Raw genomic sequence first — 24,932 nt, forward strand, 5'->3', positions numbered from 1 at the left:
ATGTTAGTACCTAAACGTGTAAAACACCGTCGTGAATTCCGCGGAAAAATGCGCGGTGAAGCTAAAGGCGGAAAAGAAGTAGCATTTGGTGAATGGGGTTTACAAGCAACTGAATCTCACTGGATTACTAACCGTCAAATCGAAGCAGCCCGTATTGCAATGACTCGTTACATGAAACGTGGCGGGAAAGTATGGATTAAAATTTTCCCTCACAAGTCTTACACAAGTAAAGCTATCGGCGTACGTATGGGTAAAGGTAAAGGGGCACCAGAAGGCTGGGTATCACCAGTTAAACGTGGTAAAATCATGTTTGAAATCGCAGGCGTTCCTGAAGAAGTAGCTCGTGAAGCTCTTCGTCTTGCATCTCACAAATTGCCGGTAAAAACTAAGATCGTAAAACGTGAGGAAATGGGTGGTGAATCGAATGAAGGTTAAAGAAATCAGAGAATTAACCACTGCCGAAATGCTAGATAAAGAAAAACAATTAAAAGAAGAATTGTTCAACTTAAGATTCCAATTAGCAACAGGTCAATTAGAAAACACTGCACGTATTAAAGAAGTACGTCAATCGATTGCACGCATCAAAACAGTATTGCGTGAACAAGCTAACTAATAGTGGAAGGAGGCCAAACGCGTATGACTGAAGAAAGAAATCAACGTAAAGTTTACCAAGGTCGCGTGGTATCAGACAAAATGGATAAAACAATCACAGTTGTCGTTGAAACAAAGAAAAACCACCCTATCTATGGCAAACGTATGAAATATTCTAAAAAATATAAAGCGCATGATGAAAACAACACAGCGAAAGTTGGAGACATCGTAAAAATCATGGAAACTCGTCCATTATCAGCTACAAAACGTTTCCGTTTACTAGAGGTAGTCGAAGAAGCAGTTATTATCTAATAAAACGAGAATTTCCTAATAGATTGAAGCACAAAATCTGAAAGGGGGATACACATCGTGATCCAACAAGAAAGTCGTTTAAGAGTCGCTGACAATTCTGGCGCACGTGAAATTTTAACGATCAAAGTCCTAGGCGGATCTGGTCGTAAAACTGCTAACATCGGTGACGTTATTGTTGCTACTGTCAAACAAGCAACGCCAGGTGGGGTTGTTAAAAAAGGTGAAGTAGTTAAAGCCGTTATCGTTCGTACAAAATCTGGCGCTCGTCGTGCTGACGGTTCTTACATCAAATTTGATGAAAATGCTGCGGTAATTATCCGTGACGATAAAAGCCCACGCGGAACACGTATCTTCGGACCAGTTGCACGTGAATTACGTGAAAACAACTTCATGAAGATCGTTTCTCTAGCACCAGAAGTATTATAATCTCGAGCCCACGTTAAAGGAGGTGCGAAACAGTAATGTTTGTTAAAAAAGGCGATAAAGTAAAAGTTATCACTGGTAAAGATAAAAACAAAGAAGGCGTTGTCTTAGCAGCGTTTCCTAAACAAGACAAAGTTATCGTTGAAGGTGTCAACGTCGTTAAAAAACACCAAAAACCAAACCAAGCAGCCCCACAAGGTGGAATCCTTGAAGTGGAAGCGCCAATTCATGTTTCTAATGTAATGGTGATTGATCCTTCAAACGGAGAAGCTACTAAAGTTGCGTTTAAAGAAGTCGACGGCAAAAAAGTCCGCGTTTCTAAAAAAACAGGTGAAGTTTTAGATAAATAAAAATTGCGGAAGGAGGGCTTACTGAATGAACCGCCTGAAAGAAAAATATATTAAAGAAGTAACACCATCATTGGTGGAAAAATTTAATTACAGCTCAGTTATGCAAACACCTAAAGTTGATAAAATCGTTATCAACATGGGTGTGGGTGATGCAGTATCAAATGCTAAAAACTTAGACAAAGCTGTTGAAGAATTAGCATTAATCACTGGTCAAAAACCACTTATCACAAAAGCTAAAAAATCTATCGCTGGATTCCGTTTACGTGAAGGAATGCCAATCGGTGCGAAAGTAACGCTACGCGGCGAAAGAATGTACGAATTTTTAGATAAATTAGTAACAGTTTCTTTACCTCGTGTACGTGACTTCCACGGTGTCAGCAAAAAAGCTTTCGATGGTCGTGGTAACTATACTTTAGGTATTAAAGAACAATTAATCTTCCCAGAAGTTGATTATGATTTAGTAGATAAAGTACGCGGTATGGACATCGTAATTGTTACAACAGCGAACACTGACGAAGAGTCTCGCGAATTGTTGGCACAATTAGGTATGCCATTCCAAAAATAATATAAGGAGGCGAACTACGTGGCTAAAAAATCAATGATTGCTAAAAACAAACGTCCTGCTAAACATTCAACACAAGCTTATACTCGTTGTGAACGTTGTGGACGTCCACATTCAGTTTATCGTAAATTTCATCTTTGCCGTATTTGCTTCCGCGAACTTGCCTATAAAGGTCAAATTCCCGGCGTGAAGAAAGCTAGCTGGTAAACAAGTAAACTCGCATAAAGGAGGTAAATAGTTCAATGGTCATGACAGATCCAATTGCAGATTTTCTAACTCGCATTCGTAATGCGAACATGGTTAAACATGAAACTTTAGAAGTACCTGCTTCAAAAATCAAACGTGATATCGCAGAAATCCTGAAACGTGAAGGATTTATCCGCGACGTAGAATACATCGAAGATGACAAACAAGGCGTAATCCGTGTTTTCCTAAAATATGGTAAAAACGAAGAACGTGTTATCACAAACTTAAAACGTATTTCTAAACCAGGTTTACGTGCATACGTAAAAGCTGACGAAGTACCAAAAGTATTAAACGGTCTAGGAATTGCAATCATCTCTACATCAGAGGGTGTAATTACTGACAAAGAAGCTAGAGCGAAAAATATCGGCGGCGAAGTAATCGCCTACGTATGGTAATTCTAAAAAATACACAAGGAGGTGTCTCTAAGTGAGCCGTATTGGTAATAAAGTTGTTGTTCTTCCTGCTGGTGTTGAAATCAAGCAAGACGGAAACAACATTACAGTTAAAGGACCTAAAGGTGAATTAACACGCGAATTTTCTTCTGATATCAAAATGAACATCGAAGGAAACGAAGTGACATTCACTCGTCCAAACGATTCAAAAGAAATGAAAACAATCCACGGAACAACTCGTGCAAACTTCAACAACATGGTTGTTGGTGTTTCTGAAGGTTTCCAAAAAGCACTTGAACTTATCGGGGTCGGATACCGTGCCCAAGTACAAGGCAACAAATTAACTTTAAACGTTGGTTATTCTCATCCTGTCGAAATGACAGCACCAGAAGGCGTAACATTTGAAGTACCTGCGAACACACAAGTTATCGTTAAAGGCATCAACAAAGAAGTTGTTGGTGAATTAGCTGCTAACATCCGTGGCGTTCGTCCTCCAGAACCTTATAAAGGCAAAGGGATTCGCTATGTTGGTGAATTTGTACGCCGTAAAGAAGGTAAAACTGGTAAATAATAACAGCTGTGTAGAAAACAGAAGTCAACAACAAGCAACTGTCATTTTATGGGATTTTTCCAATAAAATGCTTTTGTCTTGTCTGCCAGCTTCTCTTTTCCGTAATCTGCTGACTGCTTGAAATATTAGTAGTAAACATTAAATCAAAGAGGTGAAAATTGTGATTACAAAACCAGATAAAAACAAAACACGTCAAAAGAGACATCGTCGTGTACGTAACAAAATCTCTGGTACTGCTGAGTGCCCACGCTTGAACATTTTCCGTTCTAACAAAAACATCTACGCGCAAGTCATTGATGACGTAGCGGGTGTGACGCTAGCAAGTGCCTCTGCCTTGGATAAAGAAATTTCAGGTGGAACAAAAACAGAAACAGCTGCAGCTGTTGGTAAACTAGTTGCTGAACGTGCCGCTGAAAAAGGCATCAAAAAAGTAGTCTTCGACCGTGGTGGATACCTTTACCATGGCCGCGTGCAAGCTTTAGCTGAAGCTGCTCGTGAAAATGGACTAGAATTTTAGGAGAAGGAGGAACACCATTCATGGTTTATATTGATCCAAAACATTTGGAATTAGAAGACCGCGTTGTAGCGATCAACCGTGTAACAAAAGTTGTTAAAGGTGGACGTCGTTTACGTTTCGCAGCTTTAGTTGTTGTCGGTGACAAAAACGGACACGTTGGTTTCGGTACTGGTAAAGCACAAGAAGTACCTGAAGCTATCCGTAAAGCAATCGAAGACGCGAAGAAAAACTTAGTTGAAGTGCCTATGGTTGGTTCTACTATCCCGCACGAAGTAATTGGCGTATTCGGTGGCGGCCGTATCCTTATGAAACCTGCAGTAGAAGGTTCTGGGGTAGCTGCTGGTGGACCAGTTCGTGCCGTATTGGAATTAGCTGGTGTAGCAGATATTACATCTAAATCACTAGGTTCAAACACACCTATTAACGTTGTTCGCGCAACTGTTGAAGGTCTAAAACAATTAAAACGTGCCGAAGAAGTGGCAGCACTTCGCGGTAAATCTGTAGAAGAAATTATCGGTTAAGGAGGACAAAAATAATGGCTGAATTAAAAATTACTTTAAAACGCAGTGTTATCGGACGTCCTCAAAACCAACGTGCTACAGTTAAAGCGTTAGGTTTAGGTAAAGTGAATAGTACTGTTACAAAACCTGCCAATGAAGCAATCAAAGGTATGGTTAACACTATTTCACATTTAGTGGACGTAGAAGAAGTTTAAGATTTATAGATTTGTAATAGAAGATTGCTTAAGGAGGTGCCAAACCTATGAAACTTCATGAATTAAAACCTGCTGAGGGCTCACGCCAAGTACGTAACCGTGTTGGACGTGGTACTTCATCTGGTAATGGTAAAACAGCTGGCCGTGGACAAAAAGGGCAAAAAGCCCGTTCAGGCGGTGGTGTTCGTTTAGGATTTGAAGGGGGTCAAACTCCATTATTCCGTCGTTTACCAAAACGTGGGTTTACAAACATTAATCGTAAAGATTACGCTGTTGTAAACTTAGATACTTTAAACCGTTTTGAAGATGGAACAGAAGTAACTCCTGTTGTCCTAAAAGAAGCAGGAATCGTTAAAAACGAAAAAGCGGGAATCAAAGTTCTTGCAGATGGTGAGTTAACGAAAAAATTAACTGTGAAAGCAGCTAAATTCTCGAAATCAGCACAAGAAGCTATCGAAGCTGCTGGTGGTTCAATCGAGGTGATCTAATTGTTCAAGCTATTAAAGAACGCCTTTAAAGTCAAAGACATTAGATCAAAAATCTTATTTACAGTTTTAATCTTGTTTGTATTTCGCCTAGGTGCGCACATTACTGTGCCCGGGGTGAATGCAAAGGGATTGTCTGATTTAAGTAGCTTACCCTTTTTGAATATGTTGAATATGGTGAGTGGTAGTGCCATGCAAAACTTCTCTATCTTCTCGATGGGGGTTTCGCCATACATTACAGCCTCTATTATTATTCAACTATTGCAAATGGATATTGTACCTAGATTTGTAGAATGGTCAAAACAAGGGGAAGTTGGGCGTAAGAAATTAAATCAAGCAACAAGATATCTAACGATTGTCTTGGGTGTGGCTCAGTCAATGGGGATCACTGCTGGTTTTAATAGCTTAAGTCAAACTGGGATTGTAAACAATCCAACCTTAGGTACCTTTGTGATGATTGCAGTTATTTTAACTGCTGGGACGATGTTTGTGACTTGGATGGGTGAACAAATTACAGAAAAAGGAATCGGAAATGGTGTTTCAATGATTATCTTTGCCGGGATTATTTCTCGTTTGCCAGGAGCAGTCAAAGAAATCTATGAAGATTACTTCGTCAATATCGAGTCTTCTCGTATTTGGCAATCTGTTATTTTCATTGCAATCTTAGTTATTGCTATTTTGGTGATCGTTACAGTCGTAACGTTCTTCCAACAAGCAGAACGTAAGATTCCAATCCAATATACAAAACGTGTTTCTGGTGCACCAACAAGTAGTTATTTACCGTTAAAAGTAAATGCTGCTGGGGTTATTCCAGTTATCTTTGCCAGCTCGTTAATTGCAACACCAAATGCCATTTTACAAGCTTTCTCATCAAAATTCGCTGGTGAAAATTGGTATGACATTATGACAAAAATCTTCAGTTATAACACAGTTCCAGGGGCAATCATCTATACTGTCCTAATCGTTGCGTTTACGTTCTTCTATGCATTTGTTCAAGTAAACCCTGAGAAATTAGCGGAAAACTTACAAAAACAAGGAAGCTACATTCCAAGCGTGCGACCAGGTAAAGGTACAGAAGAATATGTATCTGGCGTGTTAATGAGATTAAGTGTTGTCGGCTCAATTTTCCTAGGACTTGTTGCTTTACTTCCAATCATTGCGCAAATGGTTTGGAACTTACCTCAATCAATCGGTTTAGGTGGAACAAGTTTACTAATCGTTATCGGGGTTGCATTAGAAACAACGAAACAATTAGAAGGATTAATGATGAAACGTCAATATGTCGGCTTTATCAATAAGTAAGAATCGAGTGTTGAGGTTTTACCTCAGCACCATTCTCACATATGGCTAGCTTCATAAGCCGGTCTTTAAAATTAGGAGGAGAATATATGAACCTCATTTTAATGGGATTACCTGGAGCAGGTAAAGGCACCCAAGCAGAAAAAATCATTGATACGTATGGCATTCCACATATTTCTACTGGAGATATGTTCCGTGCAGCAATGAAAAATGAAACTGCCTTGGGCCTAGAAGCGAAATCTTATATCGATAAAGGTGAACTGGTTCCTGACGAAGTAACAAACGGAATTGTTAAAGAACGCCTTGCTGAACCAGACACAGACAAAGGATTCCTATTAGATGGTTTCCCACGTACACTGGATCAAGCAAAAGCATTAGATACAATGCTTAAAGAATTAAACAAAAAAATTGATGCTGTCATTGACATCCATGTAGAAGAAGATGTATTAATCGAGCGTTTAGCTGGACGATTCATCTGTCGCACATGTGGCGCAACGTATCATAAATTATTCAACCCGCCAAAAGTTGAAGGCACTTGTGATCGCTGTGGCGGACATGAATTCTACCAAAGAGAAGATGATAAGCCCGAAACGGTTAAAAATCGTTTGGCAGTCAACATTGAAAGTAGCGCACCAATCTTAGCTTTCTATAAAGAACAAGGCTTGATGCATACAATCGATGGCAATCGCGAAATCGATACTGTTTTTTCTGATGTGAAAAAAATCATTGACGAAAACTAATTTCCAATTGCCCGCAGTTTAACCCTGTTGTTGTATTCAGTTTCTCTTGCCAAAACATAACTAAATATGGTAGAATATATCAGTCCGACTTCTACAGTTTTGTGACATCAAAATGAATAACGAAGTTAGTTGAGAATTTCTAGGTGGGAGCTGGAGTTTCCGCCGTTTTATCGTGTGAAAACGCGAAACAAGTACAAGGAGGTACTGTGCGTGGCAAAAGAAGATATGATTGAAGTCGAAGGTACAGTCGTCGAAACTTTGCCGAATGCAATGTTTAAAGTCGAACTAGAAAATGGACACCAAGTTCTTGCTACTGTTTCAGGTAAAATCCGTATGCACTACATCCGTATCTTACCTGGTGACAAAGTAACAGTTGAATTATCACCGTATGATTTAACGCGTGGCCGTATTACTTATCGCTTTAAATAATTGTACTCCGTAAAACCACAGGAGGTATTATCATGAAAGTAAGACCATCAGTAAAACCAATGTGTGAACATTGTAAAGTAATTCGCCGTAAAGGACGTGTTATGGTTATTTGCCCAGCAAATCCAAAACATAAACAACGTCAAGGATAATTAGGAGGTGTAACGAATAATGGCTCGTATTGCAGGAGTAGACATCCCTCGTGACAAACGTGTAGTAGTTTCTCTTACTTACATTTATGGTATTGGTAACACTACAGCTAAAAAAGTTTTAGCAAACGTTGGCGTATCTGAAGATGTTCGTGTACGTGATTTAACAAACGAACAAACAGATGCGATTCGTGCGGAAATTGATAAGTTAAAAGTTGAAGGGGATCTTCGTCGTGAAGTGAACTTAAACATCAAACGCTTGATGGAAATCGGTTCATACCGTGGAATCCGTCACCGTCGTGGATTACCAACTCGTGGACAAAACACGAAAAATAATGCACGTACTCGTAAAGGCCCTACTAAAACAGTAGCAGGCAAGAAAAAATAATTCCTAAGTGAAGGAGGTTAGAACTTCATGGCAGCAAAAAAAGTTAGTCGTAAACGCCGTGTCAAAAAGAATATAGAATCAGGTGTAGCACATATCCATTCTACATTCAACAATACAATCGTAATGATTACTGATACACATGGTAATGCATTAGCATGGTCATCAGCAGGATCATTAGGCTTTAAAGGAAGCAAAAAATCAACTCCTTTTGCCGCTCAAATGGCTGCAGAAGCCGCAACTAAAGTGGCAATGGAACATGGACTTAAAACTGTAGACGTAACAGTTAAAGGACCTGGTTCTGGACGTGAAGCAGCAATTCGTTCATTACAAGCAACAGGTTTAGAAGTGACTGCAATTCGTGACGTGACTCCAGTTCCTCATAATGGATGCCGCCCTCCAAAACGCCGTCGTGTTTAATGAGCGCCACTCATTCTGAGTTTGAATTAGGAACGTCATTGAACAAGACACTTTTCGTTTTGAAAGGGGTATAGATAAGAATGATTGAATTTGAAAAACCAAGAATCGAAAAAATTGATGAAAATAGAGATTATGGTAAGTTCGTCGTTGAACCATTAGAACGCGGTTACGGAACTACTTTAGGTAACTCTCTACGTCGTATTTTATTGTCTTCTTTACCAGGAGCTGCAATTACGAATATTCAAATCGATGGTGTTTTACACGAATTCTCAACCATTCCAGGTGTACGAGAAGACGTAACACAAATTATTTTGAATATTAAAGGCTTAGCATTGAAATTATATGCTGAAGAAGAGAAAACCCTTGAGATCGATATTACAGGACCCGCTACCGTGACTGCCGGCGATATTATCGTGGACAGTGATGTTGAGATCCTAAATAAAGATTTAGTTATCTGTAGTGTTGCTGAAGGAGCTACTTTCCATGCTCGCTTAACAGTGAAACCTGGTCGTGGCTATGTTCAAGCAGACGAAAACAAAAAAGAAGATATGCCAATCGGTGTACTTCCAGTTGATTCCATCTACACACCCGTTCGTCGTGTTAACTACCAAGTAGAAAATACACGTGTTGGTCGTCGTGATGATTTCGACAAATTAACAATGGAAATATGGACAGATGGTTCAATCATTCCTCAAGAAGCACTAAGTTTAGCTGCGAAAATCATGACTGAGCATTTAGATATCTTTGTAAACCTTACTGACGAAGCGAAAAACGCTGAAATCATGGTGGAAAAAGAAGAAACTCAAAAAGAGAAAATGCTAGAAATGACGATTGAAGAACTTGATTTATCAGTTCGTTCATATAACTGTTTAAAACGTGCAGGCATTAATACTGTACAAGAACTTACAAACAAATCTGAACCAGAAATGATCAAAGTACGTAATTTAGGTCGTAAATCTCTTGAAGAAGTAAAACTTAAATTGCATGATCTAGGATTAGGATTACGTAAGGACGATTAAGACTTTTACGAAGTTTCCAGTCCTGCTTAACAGCAGTGGCTCGTGAGAACAGAAACGAAGGAGGGAACCCAACGTGAGTTACCGTAAATTAGGACGCACATCAAGCCAACGTAAAGCTATGCTACGTGATATTACAACTGATTTAATCATCAACGAACGCATCGTAACTACTGAAGCTCGTGCGAAAGAAGTACGTTCAACTGTAGAAAAAATGATTACTTTAGGTAAACGTGGAGATCTTCATGCACGTCGTCAAGCAGCTACTTTCGTTCGTAATGAAGTTGCTAGTGTTCGTGAAGAAGATGAGTCTATCGTTGTTGAATCAGCTTTACAAAAGCTATTTAACGATTTAGGACCTCGTTTCGCGGAACGCCAAGGTGGTTACACTCGTATCTTGAAGACAGAACCAAGACGCGGCGATGCAGCACCAATGGTAGTTATCGAATTTGTTAAATAATTAATAAACCGATCACTTTATAGATGTTTCTTTTAGAGTGTTATGATGTTGGAGGCGACTCCGAGTCTAGCTCTGCTTTCCCTGCTAAAGATGGCTTTAGCAGGGGAGCACTCATCATATAAAGGTGATTTTTTTTTGCTTTGGGAAAACGCTGTTTTCTCAAAGCTTTTTTGTTTCTTAAAAGCATTGCAGAAGCTTTTCCGGTTTGTTATACTGATTATTAATTGGAATTTTCAGATAATTAAACATCAGAGTTAGTAGAAGGGGGAATTATATGTCGCAAATGTTTGCTTTTTCGTTGCTGATGGTTATTTTATACATTGGTGATGTAGTTTCTATCAAAACAAAAGCTTGGATTCCATCTGTTTTTGTTTGTGGTGTTTTATTTATTCTTGGTTATTGGACTATTTTTCCACAAAATATTGTGGAAGTGGCAGGGATTCCTACAGTGGTTGCCACTTTATTAATGTATCTGTTGATTACTAATATGGGCACTCTGCTCTCTGTTAAAGAATTGGTTAATCAATGGAAAACGATTGTGATTGCTTTGTCAGGTATTCTGGGCATTATTGCCTTGTTGTTAGCTGTGGGGACTTTTGTTTTTGACTTAAAAACAGTTTTAGTTGCAATCCCGCCGTTAGTAGGAGGTTTAGTTTCTTCATTAGTAATGTCAGAAGCGGCTCAATCAGCTGGTTTAGCCTCACTTTCAGTTTTGGCAATTTTAATTTATGTCATTCAAGGGTTTGCAGGTTATCCCTTAACTTCAATTGTTCTAAAAAAAGAAGGAAAGCGGAAGCTTCAAGAATATCGAGCAGGGACATGGCAGCCGGTTCATGAACAAGAGGGGCAAGAAACAGGAGCAGAACCAGATGTGCCTAAACTATTTGAAAAAGTACCCAAACGATATCATACAGATTATTCACGAATTTTACGTTTAGCCTTAGTTGCCACACTTGCTTATTATGTTTCTGTGTGGACGGCACCGTTTGTGACGATTAGTCCTTTTGTGCTGTGTTTATGTTTTGGCGTGATTGCAACGTCTTTAGGCTTTTTAGAAAAACAACCATTGCAGAAAGCAAATAGCTTTGGTTTTGCGATTTTAGGGTTAATGCTTTTTGTCTTTGATGGCTTAAAACAAGCCACACCTGAAATGTTGATGGATTTATTTTTACCAATGATTGGGATTATTGTGATTGGTGTTATCGGGATGTACATCTTTTCAGCAATTGTTGGTCGTGTATTAGGTGTGAGTAAAGAGATGGCATTCGCAGTTTCATTGACAGCTTTATATGGCTTTCCAGCCGATTATATTATTACGAATGAAGTGATTCAATCATTGACAGAAGATGAACAAGAACAGGCGGCTTTAACGAGCCATTTAATGCCACCGATGTTAGTGGCAGGTTTCGTAACAGTCACCATTGTTTCGGTTATTTTAGCGGGTATTTTTTCAAGTATTTTATTAAGTTTGTAGAAACGGGGCGTAAGTATGAAAAAAATCAAAGCACTAGTCAAGCAGCATTCACAAGAAATGATTGCTTTTCGACGGGATTTACACCAACATCCAGAATTACAATTTGAAGAATTTCGAACGACAGAAAAAGTCGCGGCAGTTCTTGATCAATTAGGAATTACTTATCGCAAAACAGAACCGACGGGTTTAATTGCTGAAATTGTGGGCGGCAAACCAGGCCGAGTGGTTGCGCTGCGGGCTGATATGGATGCCTTACCTGTACAGGAATTAAATGAAGATTTAGCTTATAAATCTTTAGAAGCTGGCAAGATGCATGCATGTGGGCATGATTCCCATACCGCGATGTTAGTAACAGCGGCTAAAGTATTAAAAGAAATTCAGGAAGAACTTCAGGGAACAGTAAGATTAATTTTTCAACCATCTGAAGAAAATGCGCAAGGTGCTAAAGCAATGGTTGCGCAAGGCGCAATGACCGGTGTTGATGATGTATTTGGCTTACATATCTGGTCACAAATGCCTGTAGGAACCGCTTCGTGTCGAGTGGGCTCAAGTTTCGCATCCGCAGATATTTTTTCTGTTGATTTTAAAGGCCGTGGTGGCCATGGTGCCATGCCAAACGCTTGTATTGATGCGGCAGTCATAGCTTCTTCTTTCGTGATGAATCTGCAAACGATTGTTTCTCGGGAGACAGATCCTTTAGATCCAGTAGTTGTCACGATTGGACGGATGGATGTGGGGACCCGTTTTAATGTGATTGCTGAGAATGCACGTTTAGAAGGAACGGTTCGTTGCTTTAGTGTAGCAACGCGTAATCGAGTAGACCAGGCGCTGCAACGCTATGCGGAACAAACAGCCGCTATTTACGGTGGGACGGCTTCGTTAGATTATCAATATGGGACGTTGCCAGTGATTAATGATGAGCAGGATGCCTTGTTTGCCCAAACACTAATTAAGGAAAATTTTGGTGAAGCGGCCTTAAGACAAGAAGAGCCGACAACCGGTGGCGAAGACTTCAGTTATTATACTGAACATGCTTCTGGTTGTTTTGCCTTAGTGGGAAGTGGTAATCCAGAGAAAGATACGGAATGGGCACATCACCATGGTCGTTTTAATATTGATGAAGATGCGATGGCAATGGGTGCTGAGTTATATGCCCAATATGCGTTTGAATATTTGAAGACACATTTTTAAAAGAAAATCAGTAACTTCTTGTTTTATGAGAACAAGAAGTTATTTTTATGAAAAATAGACCTGTCAAGACAGATAAGAGCTCCCATAATGACCGTTCTTTTGGTATAATAAAAAATAGTGTGAAGAATCAGAACAGATGATTGAAAAAACGCTACTTTTTTGGTAGTGTTAGAAAGAATAAATAGATTGAGGGAGTACGCGATGCAACCAATCATTGAACTAAATAATATCCAATTTAATTATCAACCAGAAGATGCTTCTCCCGCTTTAAAAGATGTGTCTTTTTCCATTCAACAAGGCGAATGGGTCGCTATTATTGGCCATAATGGTTCTGGTAAATCAACGTTAGCCAAAACGATCAATGGTCTGTTACTGCCAGCTGCTGGGACTATCAAAGTTGGCGGCAAAGAATTAAATGAAGCAAACGTCTGGGATATCCGGCGTATGGTAGGAATGGTTTTTCAGAATCCAGATAACCAATTTGTCGGTTCAACAGTCGAAGACGATGTGGCTTTTGGTTTAGAAAATCAAGGTATTCCGCGTGATGAAATGGTCGAACGTGTTCACGATGCATTAGAACGGGTTCGTATGTTAGATTTTGCCAAGCGAGAACCTGCTCGGCTATCTGGCGGCCAAAAACAACGAGTAGCTATCGCTGGTGTGGTTGCTTTGCGACCAGATATTATTATTTTAGACGAAGCGACAAGTATGTTAGATCCAGAAGGTCGTGCAGAAGTAATTGCTACCATTCAAAAGATTAAAGAAGAAAGCAATTTAACAGTTATTTCTATTACCCACGATATTGATGAAGCGGCTAATGCGAATCGTATTTTAGTGATGCGCCAAGGACAATTGACAAACGAGGGAACACCAGAAAAGATTTTTTCTGCAGGAGAAGCGCTTGTTGAAATGGGCTTGGATTTACCGTTTCCTGAAAAATTAAAAGTAGCTTTGAAAGAGCGTGGCGTTGTTGTGCCAACGAATTATTTAACAGAAGAAGGGATGGTGGATTGGTTATGGACATCCGTTTTAAACAAGTAGATTTTACTTACCAACCCAATACTCCTTTTGAGCAACGGGCATTATTCGATATTAATTTAACGATTCAAGACGGCTCTTATACAGCGATTGTCGGTCATACTGGCAGTGGCAAATCAACGTTATTACAACATTTGAATGCTTTGGTGAAACCAACTAAAGGCCAAGTGACAATTGGAGAGCGTGTAATTACGCCAGAAACTGATAATAAGAATTTAAAACCAATTCGTAAAAAAGTTGGGATCGTTTTTCAATTTCCAGAAGCACAATTGTTTGAAGAAACAGTGGAGCGAGACATCGCTTTCGGACCGAAAAACTTTGGTGTTTCAGACGAAGAAGCGAAAAAATTAGCTAAGAAAATGCTTGATTTAGTCGGCTTAGATGAAAAATACTTACAACACTCTCCGTTTGAGTTATCAGGTGGTCAAATGCGCCGTGTCGCAATTGCTGGTGTGCTAGCGATGGAACCAGAAGTCTTAGTATTAGACGAACCGACTGCTGGTTTGGATCCTAAGGGTCGTAAAGAAATGATGGAGATGTTTAGTCGTCTGCATAAGGAACATAATATGACCATCGTTTTAGTGACACATTTGATGGATGACGTGGCTAATTACGCAGATCATGTGATTGTTTTAGAAAAAGGACAAATCGTCCGAGCGGGAGCACCACAAGAAGTGTTTCAAGAGACACAATGGCTGAAAGAAAAACAATTAGGCGTGCCAACTGCAGCCGAATTTGCTGAAAAATTAGTGGCAAAAGGCTTTTCTTTTGAGCAATTACCATTAACGGCCGATCAATTAGCCGATCAGCTTCTGAAAAAAATGCAGGAAGCAGGTGAGGCAAAATGATGAATAAATTGATTTTTGGGCGCTATATTCCAGGTGATTCTTTTATCCATCGTTTAGATCCGCGCGCAAAATTATTAGCTAGTTTTTATTTTATTGGAATTATCTTTTTAGCAAATAATTGGCAGAGTTATGTTTTAATAGCAGCCTTTACTGCTTTTGCTATTTCATTATCAAAAATCAGCGCCCGCTTCTTTATCCGCGGTGTTCGGCCATTATTATGGCTAATTCTGTTTACTGTGGCTCTTCAAACCTTGTTTACACAAGGGGGAGAGGTGTACTTTCAGTGGGGAATTATTTCCATTACCCAGTTTGGTGTGACGAATGGGCTGTTTATTTTCTGTCGTTTTGTTTTAATTATTTTCATGTCAACGTTATTAACTTTAACGACGGCACCATTAGAGTTATCAGATGCGATTGAATATTTGTTACGCCCACTTCGTGTGGTGAAATTTCCAGTTCATGAAGTTTCATTGATGTTATCAATTGCCTTACGTTTTGTCCCAACATTAATGGATGAAACGGAAAAGATTATGAATGCCCAACGTGCCCGTGGTGTTGATTTTGGTGAAGGAAACTTACTTCAAAAAATGAAAGCTATTGTTCCACTTTTAATTCCGCTTTTCGTAAGTAGTTTTAATCGTGCGGAAGACTTAGCGACTGCCATGGAAGCAAGAGGTTATCAAGGTGGCGAAGGACGGACAAAATACCGCATTCTTCATTGGCACCTACGAGATACAATAGTAATGTTTGGCTTTGTCTTGTTAACCATTGGCTTATTTGTATTAAGAACTTAGAAAAGGTGAAGAAAAATTATGCCCCGCTATAAAGCAATCATTGCCTATGATGGCACTCATTTTCATGGCTTTCAAAAGCAGCCTAATGAGCGTACCGTTCAAGAAGAAATAGAAAAAACGTTAGCACGCATGAATAACGGACACTCCGTGACGGTTTTTGGTTCAGGACGAACAGATGCAGGTGTTCATGCAATGGGCCAAGTGATTCACTTTGATTATCCGCAGGAACGTCCGTTGGAAAAAATGCGCTTTGCGTTAGACACACAAACACCAGAAGACATTGCTGTGCGCAGCGTGGAACGTGTTTCAGAAGACTTTCATGCACGTTATCACGTGATCGAAAAAACCTATCAATTTAAAGTGGATATTGGCAAACCGCGAAGTCCATTTCGACGTTTTTATGCTAGTTATTTTCCGTATCCCATTGATCTCGAAAAAATCCAACAAGCTTTGCCTGATTTATTAGGCACCCATGATTTTACCTCTTTCTGTGCCTCAGGAAGTTCGGTAGAAGATAAAGTCCGAACTATTCATGAAGCCAGTGTTCATGTCAATGAAACGGGGGATGAATTAACATTCACTTTTCGGGGCGATGGTTTCTTGTACAAAATGATTCGGATTTTAGTTGGTACGCTATTGAAAATCGGCAATGGGCGGCTGGAACCAACCGCGATTCCAGCAATTATCGCAGCCAAAGATCGAAATTTAGCAGGTCCGACTGCTCATCCAGAAGGATTGTATTTAGCAGAAGTGAAATATGAAAACTAAAAAGACGCAGACCTTACAAGAAAAGGTCTGCGTCTTTTTAGTTGCAAAATTTAGATGTATTTAACAGCTGTTCCGTAAGCCACGACAGATTGCATGTCTGTGCCAATTGTGCCAGAATCAAAACGCATCATCACAACGGCATCTGCACCTAATTTAGAGGCTTCTGCTTTTAAACGTTCGATTGCTTGGTCGCGTGCTTCTCGTTGCATATCAGTGTAACCTTTGATTTCACCGCCAACTACGCTTTTTAGTCCAGCACCTAAATCTTTAAACATATTTTTAGAACGTGTGGTTAACCCGAAAACTTCTCCAATAATTTCATATTCTTGACCGCTAATTCTCTCGGTTGTTGTAACTAACATGGGCAATTTCCTCCAGTACTTGTTGGTAACTTCAATTTACCATAGTCAAGAGTTTGGTACAACGAATATACATAAAAACGACACTAGAAAAGATGCGCTTCCGCATTTTTTCTAGTGTCGTTTTGGTAAGAATTAATCAAGAATAGGATCTTTTTTAGAAATCATGACCCAAACCCAACTAATTAGAAAAGCAACCGTTGCTGGAACGACCCAGCCCATGCCAATAGTGAACAATGGTAAGTATTGGCCGGCTTTTTCTAAAAGCGTTGTTACAAACGCCGTATCTTTGATAAAGGCAGGCGCGCTATTTAATGCATCTAAAACAGCAGCAATCAATGTGATATAGGTCGTTGCTTGATAGACTTCCCGTCGATGTTTGAAAATAGGACTGATGATTACCAAAAGCATTAAAGTAATCGCCAATGGATAAAGGAACATCAAGACTGGAACGGCAAATTGAATGATGTTGGTTAAGCCGACATTTGCAAAAATAGCTGGTAAAATAACAACAATTGCCAAGAATTTTTGATAGGAAACTTTCGGAAACATTTCTTCAAAAGTCTCAGAAAAGGCTGTGCTTAAGCCGATACCGGTTTTTAAACAAGCAAGAACTACGATAAAAGCCAGTAAAATACTCCCTGGTAGGCCTAAATAGTAATTAGCAATTTGGGCTAAGGCAATCCCGCCGTTTTCACTGATTGGAAAAGCCCCGATACTCATTGTTCCCATATAAGCAAGTAAGGTATAGATAACCCCCATCAATACAACACTGAAAGCACCTGATTTAATCATTCCTTTAGCGATATCTCCTGGTTTTTCGACGCCCATATTTCGTAAAGTGGAAACGACAACAATCCCAAAAGCTAATGAAGCTAAAGCATCCAACGTATTATAACCTTCTGTAAATCCTTTAAAGAAAGGACTTGAAATATAATTTTCACCAACAGCGGCACTGGCCACATGACCTAATGGTTTTACAAAGGCTAAAACAATCAAAATTCCTAGCAATGCTAAAAATAACGGATTTAAAAATTTACCCACATAATCTAAGATTTTACTTGGCTTTCTAGAGAAGAGCCAAACAGCTAAGAAAAATAATGCGGAAAAACCAGCAAGAACCAGCCATTGCAAGTCTTTCGGAACAAATGGTGCAAGACCAATCTCAAAAGAAGTAGTTGCTAACCTTGGTAAAGCAAAGAAAGGACCAATCGTTAAATATAATAGTAAGGTAAAAATAAGAGCATAACGACGATTAATCCGAGAAGCTAAGTCAAAAACACCTGAACTTTTAGAAACACCCATAGCAATGACACCAAGAAAAGGTAAGCCAATTCCAGTGGCTAAGAAGCCCAAGTTTGCTAAAAAGACGGAAGCCCCCGCTTCTTGTCCCATATGTACAGGGAAAATTAAATTTCCAGCACCGAAAAACAAACCGAATAACATTGAACCAACGTATAGATAATCACGCCAAACTAACTTTTTTTGCATAGATTCACACTCCTTAATATTGTCTTATTATTTAAAATAACAGAAGAAGAAACAGAGAGCAACCAGTTTTTATAGAAAACATTGGTTTTCTTATTTTTCTATGAAATAAGCATACTGATAATCATCACAATAGTGTCCATTTATATAAAATTCTTCTTTAAAATGTGCTTCCTGCACAAAACCATGTTTTTCATAGAATCGAATGGCTTCTTGATTGGTAGCCATTACTCGCAAACTCAGCTTATGAATCCCGCTTATCTGGGCCATATCTTTGACATACGACAGCAAAGAACCGCCAATCCCTTGACCTTGGAAATCTGACGAAACGCCAATACTTAGTAACCATTGCTTTTGATGAGCTGCTAACGAAGTGGGCGGATGGACTTCAATAAATCCAGCGAGTTGTTGTCCGCTGATGGCAACGAAAATCGTTTCATCCTTCATTTTTTCCTGATATGCCGCAAGCGAGAGTGGTTGTATCTCGGCAGGGGTATTCTTTTTTGTCCAAATGATTTGATCCAAGGCATGTAATGCGGGCCAATCTGCTTCGGCAACTAAGCGAATAGTGAGTGAGGTAGACAAGATAATAGGGCTCCTTTTTCTGAAATTTTAAAATATAAAAAGACTATAGCATTTATTGTCTGAAAATTCAAATACTTTTAAAACGAAAAGAAAAATGGCTGCACCTTTTCGAGAAAATCAAAATATGCTACCATAGCTACCAGAGGATAGATGGTAAAAAAGAATCTATCTAAATGGAGGGTATGTTTGTGAAAAAAATGGCAGTATATTGTGGCGCCAGTCTGGGGAATGAGCCAATCTATCAGCAAGCTGCAGTAGCGTTAGCCGCTTGGATGAAAGAAAATCACTATGATCTAGTTTATGGCGGTGGCAATGTTGATCTAATGGGTACGGTGGCTGACACGCTTTTAGCAGAAGGTGGAGAGGTAATTGGTGTCATGCCCACTTTTTTAATGGAGCGGGAGATTGCACATAATGGCATTACAAAGATGCATACAGTCAGTGATATGCATGCGCGTAAGAAAAAGATGATTGAATTGGCAGATGTGTATTTAGCTTTACCCGGTGGTCCCGGCACGCTAGAAGAAATTAGCGAGGTGATCTCTTGGGGCCGAGTCGGTGAACATATGAATCCTTGTATTTTATACAACGTGAATGGTTACTATGATTTATTAGCTGCTTTTTTTGATAAAATGGTAGAAACTAATTTCTTAACAGCGGCGGATCGAGCTAAAATTTTCATTTCAGATTCCTTAGAAGAAATTGGTGCATTTATTGATTCCTATGAACCGCCAATGATTCGTCAATACAAAAAATAAAAAAAGAGGCAGTCACTCTAACCAGAATGACTGCCTCTTTTTTACTAGTTTTTCGTTAGAATCCGATGTAAGAACTCTTTTGTCCGAGCTTCTTTTGGATGGACAAAAATATCTTCAGCGGTCCCTTCTTCGGCAATGACACCTTTATCCATGAAAATAACACGATCGGATACGTCCCGCGCAAATTCCATTTCATGTGTTACAATCACCATTGTTAGCCCTGTATGGGCAAGATTTTTCATCGTTTTTAGCACTTCGCCAACCATTTCAGGATCCAATGCAGAAGTTGGTTCATCGAAAAGTAAAACATCTGGATCCATTGATAATGCTCGAGCAATGGCTACCCGTTGCTTTTGTCCACCAGACAATTGAGCAGGTTTGGCATCAATAAAACGAGCCATGCCAACTTTTTCTAAATTTTCTAAGGCAATTTTTTTGGCTTCTTCTTTGTTTCTTTTTAGGACAGTCACCTGACCAGAAGTACAGTTTTCTAAGACATTCATGTTATTAAATAAATTGAATGATTGGAAAACCATGCCTAAATGGGTCCGATATTTGGGCAAACTATAACCACGTTCTAAAACATTTTTACCATTATAGATGATTTTGCCATCTGTTGGTTTTTCTAACAAATTAATACAACGTAGTAACGTTGATTTACCAGAACCAGAAGAACCGATAATGGTGACAACTTCTCCTTTATTGACGTTCATATTGATATCTTTTAATACTTCGTTTTCGCCAAAGCTTTTTCGTAAATGTTCAATTTCAATAATTGCACTCATCTGTTTGCCTCCTAGCTTTCTTTTCCTTCTTCAGTTAATTCTTCTACTTTAACGTAAGCAGAAGGGCCATCCATTTTACGTTCCACAACACGTAAGATTCGTGTAATCACAAAAGTCATTACCAAGTACATGATGCCGACAATTGTAAAGGTTTGGAAGAACTGGAAGTTTGCGCCAGAAGCAGCATTCCCTTGGAAGAATAAATCTGCAACACCGATAACACTTAACACGGCCGTATCTTTGATATTAATGACAAATTCATTCCCTGTTGCAGGTAAAATATTACGTAATACTTGGGGAATAACGACTTTACGCATTGTTTGTCCATGGGTCATCCCAATCGCTTGTGCTGCCTCGAATTGTCCTTTATCTACTGCGAAAATACCTCCGCGAACAATTTCAGACATATAGGCACCAGTATTCACAGAAACGATAAATAGTGCGGCCACTGTTCGGTCTAAAGAGATGCCAAAAGCTAGAGCTAAACCATAGAAAATAACCATTGCTTGAACCATCATTGGTGTACCACGGAAAACTTCAATATAAATAGAAAGAATTAAATTTCCTAATTTTTGGAAGAAACGAGCGACTGGGTTTTCAGAATCTGGAATTGTACGGAAGACACCAATTAGTAAACCAAGGGTTGTTCCGACGACCGTCCCAATTAACGCGATAAATAGCGTTAAACCAGCACCACGTAAAAACATGTCGCCATATTGATTCCAAATATTTTTGAAATCGTTAATAAGTCCTGTTTTTTGTTCATCACTATCTGTTGCTGCAGGTTGATCCTTGATTGCTTGGTCCATAATTTTTGTCCGTTCATCTTGAGAAATACCTGCTAAAATTTTGTTTACTTTTTCAATGTCTGGATCGCCTTTACGCATGCCGACTGCTACTTGTGAGTCTTCAGCGCTAGCATCAAAGCCATTTTCTTTTGGAAATTCTAACATTTTTAATTCTTTATTGACACTAGTTGCTGTTATGCCTTCGGGGCGTTCACTAACATACCCATCAATCATGCCAGAAGCAAGTGCTGTTCGCATAGCTGAAAAGTTATCCATTGCTTGCTGTTTATTGACATTTGGAATTTGATCAATTAATCCGTAGTGGAATGTATTTAGTTGAGCTGTAATTTTAGCATCAGCTAAATCTTTCAAGTTTTTTGCATTAGCGTATTTGCCATCTTTTTTTACAATTACGACAAATTGTGATTCATAATAAGGGTTTGTAAAAGCAATTTCTTTTTTTCGTTCAGCGGTTGGGCTCATTCCGGCGATAATGGCATCAATTTTTCCAGATTGTAAGGCGGGCGCCAAGCCATCCCATTTGGTTTGGACGATTACTAATTTACGACCTAAACCATCGGCAATTTTTTTAGAAATTTGAACATCATAGCCGCCTGCATAAGAGTTGCCTTGAATAGGCACTGCGCCATGTGCGTCATTTTTCTGTGACCAGTTAAAAGGGGCGTAGCCAGCTTCCATGCCGACACGAAATTCACCATTTTCCTCCGCCGAAGCGTTGGTTGTCATGCCAAGTAACGAAAATAGCGTGACAAGTAGTAGACTGAATGAAAAAACTTTTTTGTTCATCTTTTTCTCTCCTTTAAATTTCTTGTCTGATTGATCGTTTTGTCTTTTTTCAATCAACAAGCTTTGATAATCAGCTGAGCAAAAGCGATTCTGTCTTTTTAAAGGAGAATACTTCTGTCACAACCTATTTTTGAATACAAAAAAACAACCAAACAGATGTAAGGTTGCTAGGTAATGTCGAAAAAAATTCCTCAACGAAACATAGCACAACTTAGCATCACTACTAAGACAGTCCGCAAGCTCTTAACTTACGTCCCAACACACAACAGAAGAGGCTCCGTTATGCATTTCGGCGATTGATCCTAAACTTGCTTCCCAGTGTCCTCTCACTCCACAAGCGTAATAAAAACCGCGACCTCTACCTCTTTTTTGAGGCACTATTCAGTTATTAAATTCAGTTATTAATTTTAGGATAAATCCAGAAGAAAGTCAATATGTTCCAGCAAAGGAATTTATCAAGAGGACACAAACACCATGAAATTAGCGTAACATTTTCCCTACGAAATAGAAACTAATACGAAAAAAGCAACCATTCCTAAAGGAACAGTTGCTTTTTACTTAAGCTTTGACAGCTTTTGGTTCACGACCTAAAATAGCTTGAAGAACAGTCAATACACCTAAAGAAGCTAAAATTGTATAAATTAGACTTGAGTAAGTTAAGATACCGAAATCCCAAGTTTTGTAAACTAATAAAACAATTGCTAAGGCGATAATAGCGATAACGTTGAAGAACGCAAAAGCCCAAAGATTTCCGTTTTCTTTACGAGAAAGATAAAAAACAGAGAACCAAATGCTTAAAACGCCCCAAGCGATGCAGGCAATAATTGCAGCCCAATAAATAATAAATGCGACCATTGTTGTTTCACCTCACTTTTACTCATGCATATTTTACCACGAGTTGAGAAATTTGTCACAAACTCTTTCAAGATAAATCAATATATAGGTAAGAAGTTTTCAAAAAGTGGAAAAACTTTTGGTGCTAATGTTAAAATACGTTATAATATAGAAGATTAGGAGCTGAATCGATATGCAAGATATCACGCAAGCCGAGGCAATTCATTGGTTGGCAACCCAACAAAAAATCACATTTTTAACAGGTGCGGGTATCTCGACAGCCTCAGGTGTGCCAGATTATCGTTCCTTAAAAGGTGTCTATCAAGGAATCCAGCAACCGGAATACTTATTGAGCCGGACTTGCTTAAAAACAGAGCCAGAAAAGTTTTATCAATTCGTTAAAACGCTCTATCATCCAGACGCACAACCTAATATCATTCACCAGAAAATGGCCCAATTAGAGCAAATGAAACGGGGAAAAATTGTTTCACAAAATATTGATGGGCTTCATCGAAAAGCAGGTAGCCAAGAAGTGGTGGACTTTCATGGTAATTTATATGAATGTTATTGCCAAACTTGTGGTGCAACGGTTCCTTGGCAAGACTATTTGCTTAGTGATCGGCACGCTGATTGTCATGGACAAATCCGTCCAGCTATTACTTTGTATGAAGAAGGACTATCCGAAGAGGCAATTGAAAAAGCCATTCAGGCCGTTGCTTCTGCCGACTTAATCGTGATTGTCGGCACGAGTTTTCAAGTGCATCCATTTTGCGATTTGATTCATTATAAACAACCAACGGCAACTATTTTAGCCATTAATCAAACGCCGCTATTTTTACAACAACCTTATTATTTTTTAGAAGCGAAAGCCGAAACGATATTTGCAGAATTAACGATAAAGGAGTAACGGAATGGAAGAATTTAAATCAGAAAAAGAAAAAATGATCGCAGGTGCACTATATTTTGCCTCAGATCCTGAATTAGTGGCTGATCGCAAAAAAGCCCGTGAACAAATGGCGTTAATTAACCAACAACCAGACACTTATATTCGTCGTCAATTAATAGAAGAAACGTTTGGAAAAGTGGGTGTCGGGACGTACATCGAACCGATGATTCAATTTGATTATGGCTACAACATTTCTGTGGGAAAAAATTTCTATGCCAATTTTAATAACGTTTTTTTAGATGTTTGTCCAATCGAAATTGGCGATAACTGTATGTTTGGACCCAATGTGCAACTTTATACAGCCGAGCATCCATTACAAGCGGCCAAGCGTAATAGCGGAATGGAATCAGGGAAACGAATTATCATTGGCAACAATGTTTGGATTGGCGGTGGAGCGATTGTCCTTCCTGGCGTAACATTAGGCGATAATGTAGTGGTGGCAGCAGGTGCTGTTGTGACCAAATCGTTTCCAGAAAACTGTGTGATCGCAGGTAATCCAGCACGGATAATTAAAGAATTGACTGAAGATGACGCCCCAACAACTTCTTTAGAACAACAACGAGCAAAGATTAACCAAATCGATAAGGAACTGGTCCGTTTATTAGAACAGCGGATGGACGTCGTCGCAGAGATTGCTGCAGTGAAAAAGAAAGCAGGTCATGCGGTTTTTGATTCTGAAAGAGAACAACAAGTATTAGAAACTATTCTGAATCATGTTGAAAATGCCGAGTATGAAGAAACATTATCTGAGACTTTCCAGGGAATTATGGACGCCTCTAAACGTTTCCAAGAAAAACATTTAGGAGAGTGAGGCGAAGGTCGTGGATGGAGAAATCAGAAGAAGAGAGATTGTTAAAAGATTAAGAGAGACCGAAAAGCCAATTAGTGCCACTCGTTTTGCAAAAGCTTTTGATGTCAGCAGACAAATTATTGTAGGAGATGTCGCTCTATTACGGGCGACAGGGGTCGAAATTGTCGCAACAGCTCGAGGGTATATGCTGGAACAACCTTTAGAAGGAATTGAACGGAAAATTGCTTGTCAACATACACCTGAACAAACGAGAGAAGAATTGTCAGTCATTGTTGCCAAAGGTGGAGAAGTGGTAGATGTGAGTATTGCACATCCGCTTTATGGGGAATTAATCGGCAGTTTGCGTATTCAATCAGAGAAAGATATTGATAAATTTATGGACAAGTATCAAAAAGAGCATGCTACATTACTATCAGTTTTAACAGGAGGCGTCCATCTGCATACTATTCGCTGTGCAGACGAAGAAACTTTCCAAGAAATCAAAGAGGCGCTTCGAAAAAAAAGTATTTTGTTTGAAGGATAACGAGAAAAAGAGAGGACATTGATGTTTGTTCAAGCCCTTTCTTTTTTTTCTTAGAAAATTACCAAAAAAAGATAGA

At 39.2% G+C, this 24,932-nt stretch carries 38 protein-coding genes and 1 riboswitch; of the genes, 32 read left to right on the forward strand and 6 right to left on the reverse strand.

Features of this window, described 5'->3' with window-relative positions:
* From rplP to truA, 28 genes are all read left to right on the forward strand, one after another.
* A complete protein-coding gene (gene rplP, locus IGJ37_RS00830) occupies positions 1 to 435 on the forward strand; it encodes a 50S ribosomal protein L16 (RefSeq protein WP_002356208.1) in 435 nt (144 codons plus the stop codon).
* Positions 425 to 613: a 50S ribosomal protein L29 gene (rpmC, locus tag IGJ37_RS00835; RefSeq protein WP_002383858.1), complete on the forward strand. Its 189-nt coding sequence runs from the start codon at positions 425 to 427 to the stop codon at positions 611 to 613. The genes rplP and rpmC overlap by 11 nt, the downstream gene beginning before the upstream one ends.
* A gap of 23 nt (positions 614 to 636) precedes the next feature.
* Positions 637 to 903 carry a 30S ribosomal protein S17 gene (gene rpsQ, locus IGJ37_RS00840; RefSeq protein ID WP_002359348.1) on the forward strand — a complete coding sequence of 89 codons (267 nt, stop codon included), beginning with the start codon at positions 637 to 639 and terminating at the stop codon, positions 901 to 903.
* A gap of 57 nt (positions 904 to 960) precedes the next feature.
* Positions 961 to 1,329 (forward strand): 50S ribosomal protein L14, encoded by a 369-nt coding sequence (rplN, locus tag IGJ37_RS00845; RefSeq protein ID WP_002356211.1) that lies wholly within the window; start codon positions 961 to 963, stop codon positions 1,327 to 1,329.
* A 35-nt stretch (positions 1,330 to 1,364) separates the two neighbouring features.
* On the forward strand, positions 1,365 to 1,676 hold the full coding sequence (gene rplX / locus IGJ37_RS00850) for a 50S ribosomal protein L24 (RefSeq protein ID WP_002356212.1): 312 nt from the start codon (positions 1,365 to 1,367) through the stop codon (positions 1,674 to 1,676).
* A gap of 25 nt (positions 1,677 to 1,701) precedes the next feature.
* On the forward strand, positions 1,702 to 2,241 hold the full coding sequence (rplE, locus tag IGJ37_RS00855) for a 50S ribosomal protein L5 (protein ID WP_002356213.1): 540 nt from the start codon (positions 1,702 to 1,704) through the stop codon (positions 2,239 to 2,241).
* A gap of 18 nt (positions 2,242 to 2,259) precedes the next feature.
* Complete coding sequence (locus IGJ37_RS00860; protein WP_002356214.1) at positions 2,260 to 2,445, forward strand: type Z 30S ribosomal protein S14; 186 nt, start codon at positions 2,260 to 2,262, stop codon at positions 2,443 to 2,445.
* 35 nt (positions 2,446 to 2,480) lie between these two features.
* On the forward strand, positions 2,481 to 2,879 hold the full coding sequence (gene rpsH / locus IGJ37_RS00865) for a 30S ribosomal protein S8 (protein WP_002356215.1): 399 nt from the start codon (positions 2,481 to 2,483) through the stop codon (positions 2,877 to 2,879).
* A 31-nt stretch (positions 2,880 to 2,910) separates the two neighbouring features.
* Positions 2,911 to 3,447, forward strand: coding sequence for a 50S ribosomal protein L6 (rplF, locus tag IGJ37_RS00870; protein ID WP_002356217.1), 537 nt, complete (start codon positions 2,911 to 2,913; stop codon positions 3,445 to 3,447).
* 160 nt (positions 3,448 to 3,607) lie between these two features.
* The gene (rplR, locus tag IGJ37_RS00875; protein ID WP_002356218.1) at positions 3,608 to 3,964 is read left to right on the forward strand and encodes a 50S ribosomal protein L18; all 357 of its coding nucleotides are present in this window, start codon (positions 3,608 to 3,610) and stop codon (positions 3,962 to 3,964) included.
* A gap of 20 nt (positions 3,965 to 3,984) precedes the next feature.
* Positions 3,985 to 4,485, forward strand: coding sequence for a 30S ribosomal protein S5 (rpsE, locus tag IGJ37_RS00880; RefSeq protein ID WP_002356219.1), 501 nt, complete (start codon positions 3,985 to 3,987; stop codon positions 4,483 to 4,485).
* A gap of 14 nt (positions 4,486 to 4,499) precedes the next feature.
* Complete coding sequence (gene rpmD / locus IGJ37_RS00885; RefSeq protein ID WP_002356220.1) at positions 4,500 to 4,679, forward strand: 50S ribosomal protein L30; 180 nt, start codon at positions 4,500 to 4,502, stop codon at positions 4,677 to 4,679.
* A gap of 47 nt (positions 4,680 to 4,726) precedes the next feature.
* Positions 4,727 to 5,167 carry a 50S ribosomal protein L15 gene (gene rplO, locus IGJ37_RS00890; protein ID WP_002356221.1) on the forward strand — a complete coding sequence of 147 codons (441 nt, stop codon included), beginning with the start codon at positions 4,727 to 4,729 and terminating at the stop codon, positions 5,165 to 5,167.
* Complete coding sequence (secY, locus tag IGJ37_RS00895) at positions 5,168 to 6,466, forward strand: preprotein translocase subunit SecY (RefSeq protein WP_002359350.1); 1,299 nt, start codon at positions 5,168 to 5,170, stop codon at positions 6,464 to 6,466. It begins immediately after the preceding gene.
* A gap of 86 nt (positions 6,467 to 6,552) precedes the next feature.
* On the forward strand, positions 6,553 to 7,203 hold the full coding sequence (locus IGJ37_RS00900; RefSeq protein WP_002356223.1) for an adenylate kinase: 651 nt from the start codon (positions 6,553 to 6,555) through the stop codon (positions 7,201 to 7,203).
* A gap of 210 nt (positions 7,204 to 7,413) precedes the next feature.
* A complete protein-coding gene (infA, locus tag IGJ37_RS00905; protein WP_002356224.1) occupies positions 7,414 to 7,632 on the forward strand; it encodes a translation initiation factor IF-1 in 219 nt (72 codons plus the stop codon).
* A gap of 32 nt (positions 7,633 to 7,664) precedes the next feature.
* On the forward strand, positions 7,665 to 7,781 hold the full coding sequence (rpmJ, locus tag IGJ37_RS00910) for a 50S ribosomal protein L36 (RefSeq protein ID WP_002288710.1): 117 nt from the start codon (positions 7,665 to 7,667) through the stop codon (positions 7,779 to 7,781).
* Positions 7,782 to 7,800: 19 nt separating this feature from the next.
* Positions 7,801 to 8,166 carry a 30S ribosomal protein S13 gene (rpsM, locus tag IGJ37_RS00915; protein WP_002356225.1) on the forward strand — a complete coding sequence of 122 codons (366 nt, stop codon included), beginning with the start codon at positions 7,801 to 7,803 and terminating at the stop codon, positions 8,164 to 8,166.
* 27 nt (positions 8,167 to 8,193) lie between these two features.
* Positions 8,194 to 8,583 carry a 30S ribosomal protein S11 gene (gene rpsK / locus IGJ37_RS00920; RefSeq protein WP_002356226.1) on the forward strand — a complete coding sequence of 130 codons (390 nt, stop codon included), beginning with the start codon at positions 8,194 to 8,196 and terminating at the stop codon, positions 8,581 to 8,583.
* Between the two features lie 80 nt (positions 8,584 to 8,663).
* Positions 8,664 to 9,602, forward strand: coding sequence for a DNA-directed RNA polymerase subunit alpha (locus IGJ37_RS00925; protein ID WP_002356227.1), 939 nt, complete (start codon positions 8,664 to 8,666; stop codon positions 9,600 to 9,602).
* Between the two features lie 73 nt (positions 9,603 to 9,675).
* The gene (gene rplQ / locus IGJ37_RS00930; RefSeq protein WP_002356228.1) at positions 9,676 to 10,059 is read left to right on the forward strand and encodes a 50S ribosomal protein L17; all 384 of its coding nucleotides are present in this window, start codon (positions 9,676 to 9,678) and stop codon (positions 10,057 to 10,059) included.
* A gap of 45 nt (positions 10,060 to 10,104) precedes the next feature.
* A complete protein-coding gene (locus IGJ37_RS00935; protein WP_325815146.1) occupies positions 10,105 to 10,317 on the forward strand; it encodes a hypothetical protein in 213 nt (70 codons plus the stop codon).
* A 16-nt stretch (positions 10,318 to 10,333) separates the two neighbouring features.
* Positions 10,334 to 11,533, forward strand: a complete 1,200-nt coding sequence (locus tag IGJ37_RS00940) for a DUF819 family protein (protein ID WP_002356229.1) — start codon at positions 10,334 to 10,336, stop codon at positions 11,531 to 11,533.
* Positions 11,534 to 11,548: 15 nt separating this feature from the next.
* On the forward strand, positions 11,549 to 12,724 hold the full coding sequence (locus IGJ37_RS00945) for a M20 family metallopeptidase (protein ID WP_252671637.1): 1,176 nt from the start codon (positions 11,549 to 11,551) through the stop codon (positions 12,722 to 12,724).
* Positions 12,725 to 12,925: 201 nt separating this feature from the next.
* Complete coding sequence (locus IGJ37_RS00950) at positions 12,926 to 13,765, forward strand: energy-coupling factor ABC transporter ATP-binding protein (protein WP_002359354.1); 840 nt, start codon at positions 12,926 to 12,928, stop codon at positions 13,763 to 13,765.
* Entirely contained in the window at positions 13,741 to 14,610 is an 870-nt protein-coding gene (locus tag IGJ37_RS00955; protein WP_002381364.1) for an energy-coupling factor ABC transporter ATP-binding protein, read from the forward strand. Before IGJ37_RS00950 ends, IGJ37_RS00955 begins: the two co-directional genes overlap by 25 nt.
* Positions 14,607 to 15,404, forward strand: coding sequence for an energy-coupling factor transporter transmembrane component T family protein (locus tag IGJ37_RS00960; protein WP_002373841.1), 798 nt, complete (start codon positions 14,607 to 14,609; stop codon positions 15,402 to 15,404). Before IGJ37_RS00955 ends, IGJ37_RS00960 begins: the two co-directional genes overlap by 4 nt.
* A gap of 18 nt (positions 15,405 to 15,422) precedes the next feature.
* The gene (gene truA / locus IGJ37_RS00965; protein ID WP_002356237.1) at positions 15,423 to 16,172 is read left to right on the forward strand and encodes a tRNA pseudouridine(38-40) synthase TruA; all 750 of its coding nucleotides are present in this window, start codon (positions 15,423 to 15,425) and stop codon (positions 16,170 to 16,172) included.
* 50 nt (positions 16,173 to 16,222) lie between these two features.
* On the opposite strand, the gene IGJ37_RS00970 is transcribed toward truA, so the two are convergent.
* The 3 genes from IGJ37_RS00970 to IGJ37_RS00980 all read right to left on the reverse strand — a co-directional run bounded on the left by IGJ37_RS00970 (position 16,223) and on the right by IGJ37_RS00980 (position 18,604).
* On the reverse strand, positions 16,223 to 16,534 hold the full coding sequence (locus IGJ37_RS00970; RefSeq protein ID WP_002381365.1) for a heavy metal-binding domain-containing protein: 312 nt from the start codon (positions 16,532 to 16,534) through the stop codon (positions 16,223 to 16,225).
* Between the two features lie 132 nt (positions 16,535 to 16,666).
* Entirely contained in the window at positions 16,667 to 18,022 is a 1,356-nt protein-coding gene (gene brnQ, locus IGJ37_RS00975; protein ID WP_002373848.1) for a branched-chain amino acid transport system II carrier protein, read from the reverse strand.
* A gap of 90 nt (positions 18,023 to 18,112) precedes the next feature.
* Entirely contained in the window at positions 18,113 to 18,604 is a 492-nt protein-coding gene (locus IGJ37_RS00980; protein ID WP_002361551.1) for a GNAT family N-acetyltransferase, read from the reverse strand.
* A 173-nt stretch (positions 18,605 to 18,777) separates the two neighbouring features.
* On the opposite strand from IGJ37_RS00980, the gene IGJ37_RS00985 reads away from it, so the two are divergent.
* A complete protein-coding gene (locus tag IGJ37_RS00985; RefSeq protein WP_284861801.1) occupies positions 18,778 to 19,362 on the forward strand; it encodes a TIGR00730 family Rossman fold protein in 585 nt (194 codons plus the stop codon).
* Positions 19,363 to 19,406: 44 nt separating this feature from the next.
* Here IGJ37_RS00985 and IGJ37_RS00990 read toward each other — a convergent pair whose 3' ends face one another.
* From IGJ37_RS00990 to IGJ37_RS01000, 3 genes are all read right to left on the reverse strand, one after another.
* Complete coding sequence (locus tag IGJ37_RS00990; RefSeq protein WP_325815149.1) at positions 19,407 to 20,147, reverse strand: amino acid ABC transporter ATP-binding protein; 741 nt, start codon at positions 20,145 to 20,147, stop codon at positions 19,407 to 19,409.
* A gap of 11 nt (positions 20,148 to 20,158) precedes the next feature.
* A complete protein-coding gene (locus IGJ37_RS00995) occupies positions 20,159 to 21,742 on the reverse strand; it encodes an ABC transporter permease subunit (protein WP_002388748.1) in 1,584 nt (527 codons plus the stop codon).
* 194 nt (positions 21,743 to 21,936) lie between these two features.
* A riboswitch (Lysine riboswitch) is annotated at positions 21,937 to 22,111 on the reverse strand.
* 189 nt (positions 22,112 to 22,300) lie between these two features.
* Entirely contained in the window at positions 22,301 to 22,597 is a 297-nt protein-coding gene (locus IGJ37_RS01000; protein ID WP_002356244.1) for a hypothetical protein, read from the reverse strand.
* 172 nt (positions 22,598 to 22,769) lie between these two features.
* Between IGJ37_RS01000 and IGJ37_RS01005 the strand changes: the two genes are divergently transcribed.
* From IGJ37_RS01005 to IGJ37_RS01015, 3 genes are read left to right on the forward strand one after another with little or no spacing between them, the layout of a single operon-like run.
* Positions 22,770 to 23,483, forward strand: a complete 714-nt coding sequence (locus IGJ37_RS01005) for an NAD-dependent protein deacylase (protein WP_002381369.1) — start codon at positions 22,770 to 22,772, stop codon at positions 23,481 to 23,483.
* Positions 23,484 to 23,487: 4 nt separating this feature from the next.
* On the forward strand, positions 23,488 to 24,333 hold the full coding sequence (locus tag IGJ37_RS01010) for a chorismate mutase (protein ID WP_002363448.1): 846 nt from the start codon (positions 23,488 to 23,490) through the stop codon (positions 24,331 to 24,333).
* 10 nt (positions 24,334 to 24,343) lie between these two features.
* The gene (locus IGJ37_RS01015; protein WP_002356248.1) at positions 24,344 to 24,856 is read left to right on the forward strand and encodes a transcription repressor NadR; all 513 of its coding nucleotides are present in this window, start codon (positions 24,344 to 24,346) and stop codon (positions 24,854 to 24,856) included.
* Positions 24,857 to 24,932 lie beyond the last annotated feature (76 nt).

Origin of the sequence: Enterococcus sp. AZ104, assembly GCF_050546705.1 — a bacterium.
GTDB lineage: Bacteria > Bacillota > Bacilli > Lactobacillales > Enterococcaceae > Enterococcus > Enterococcus faecalis.

Coding starts and splice junctions, on each gene's coding strand:
- IGJ37_RS00935 (WP_325815146.1), top strand. CDS start 10,105: ATGTTGGAGGCGACTCCGAGTCTAGCTCTGCTTTCCCTGCTAAAGATG.
- IGJ37_RS00950 (WP_002359354.1), top strand. CDS start 12,926: ATGCAACCAATCATTGAACTAAATAATATCCAATTTAATTATCAACCA.
- rpmJ (WP_002288710.1), top strand. CDS start 7,665: ATGAAAGTAAGACCATCAGTAAAACCAATGTGTGAACATTGTAAAGTA.
- IGJ37_RS00985 (WP_284861801.1), top strand. CDS start 18,778: ATGGAGGGTATGTTTGTGAAAAAAATGGCAGTATATTGTGGCGCCAGT.
- IGJ37_RS01000 (WP_002356244.1), bottom strand. CDS start 22,597: ATGGTCGCATTTATTATTTATTGGGCTGCAATTATTGCCTGCATCGCT.
- truA (WP_002356237.1), top strand. CDS start 15,423: ATGCCCCGCTATAAAGCAATCATTGCCTATGATGGCACTCATTTTCAT.
- rplO (WP_002356221.1), top strand. CDS start 4,727: ATGAAACTTCATGAATTAAAACCTGCTGAGGGCTCACGCCAAGTACGT.
- IGJ37_RS00970 (WP_002381365.1), bottom strand. CDS start 16,534: ATGTTAGTTACAACAACCGAGAGAATTAGCGGTCAAGAATATGAAATT.
- rpsH (WP_002356215.1), top strand. CDS start 2,481: ATGGTCATGACAGATCCAATTGCAGATTTTCTAACTCGCATTCGTAAT.
- IGJ37_RS00900 (WP_002356223.1), top strand. CDS start 6,553: ATGAACCTCATTTTAATGGGATTACCTGGAGCAGGTAAAGGCACCCAA.
- IGJ37_RS00990 (WP_325815149.1), bottom strand. CDS start 20,147: ATGAGTGCAATTATTGAAATTGAACATTTACGAAAAAGCTTTGGCGAA.
- IGJ37_RS00925 (WP_002356227.1), top strand. CDS start 8,664: ATGATTGAATTTGAAAAACCAAGAATCGAAAAAATTGATGAAAATAGA.
- rpsM (WP_002356225.1), top strand. CDS start 7,801: ATGGCTCGTATTGCAGGAGTAGACATCCCTCGTGACAAACGTGTAGTA.
- rpmC (WP_002383858.1), top strand. CDS start 425: ATGAAGGTTAAAGAAATCAGAGAATTAACCACTGCCGAAATGCTAGAT.
- rplE (WP_002356213.1), top strand. CDS start 1,702: ATGAACCGCCTGAAAGAAAAATATATTAAAGAAGTAACACCATCATTG.
- rpsQ (WP_002359348.1), top strand. CDS start 637: ATGACTGAAGAAAGAAATCAACGTAAAGTTTACCAAGGTCGCGTGGTA.
- brnQ (WP_002373848.1), bottom strand. CDS start 18,022: ATGCAAAAAAAGTTAGTTTGGCGTGATTATCTATACGTTGGTTCAATG.
- IGJ37_RS00955 (WP_002381364.1), top strand. CDS start 13,741: ATGGACATCCGTTTTAAACAAGTAGATTTTACTTACCAACCCAATACT.
- rplX (WP_002356212.1), top strand. CDS start 1,365: ATGTTTGTTAAAAAAGGCGATAAAGTAAAAGTTATCACTGGTAAAGAT.
- IGJ37_RS00995 (WP_002388748.1), bottom strand. CDS start 21,742: ATGAACAAAAAAGTTTTTTCATTCAGTCTACTACTTGTCACGCTATTT.
- IGJ37_RS00945 (WP_252671637.1), top strand. CDS start 11,549: ATGAAAAAAATCAAAGCACTAGTCAAGCAGCATTCACAAGAAATGATT.
- IGJ37_RS01005 (WP_002381369.1), top strand. CDS start 22,770: ATGCAAGATATCACGCAAGCCGAGGCAATTCATTGGTTGGCAACCCAA.
- IGJ37_RS00960 (WP_002373841.1), top strand. CDS start 14,607: ATGATGAATAAATTGATTTTTGGGCGCTATATTCCAGGTGATTCTTTT.
- IGJ37_RS01010 (WP_002363448.1), top strand. CDS start 23,488: ATGGAAGAATTTAAATCAGAAAAAGAAAAAATGATCGCAGGTGCACTA.
- IGJ37_RS00940 (WP_002356229.1), top strand. CDS start 10,334: ATGTCGCAAATGTTTGCTTTTTCGTTGCTGATGGTTATTTTATACATT.
- rplP (WP_002356208.1), top strand. CDS start 1: ATGTTAGTACCTAAACGTGTAAAACACCGTCGTGAATTCCGCGGAAAA.
- rpsE (WP_002356219.1), top strand. CDS start 3,985: ATGGTTTATATTGATCCAAAACATTTGGAATTAGAAGACCGCGTTGTA.
- rpsK (WP_002356226.1), top strand. CDS start 8,194: ATGGCAGCAAAAAAAGTTAGTCGTAAACGCCGTGTCAAAAAGAATATA.
- rpmD (WP_002356220.1), top strand. CDS start 4,500: ATGGCTGAATTAAAAATTACTTTAAAACGCAGTGTTATCGGACGTCCT.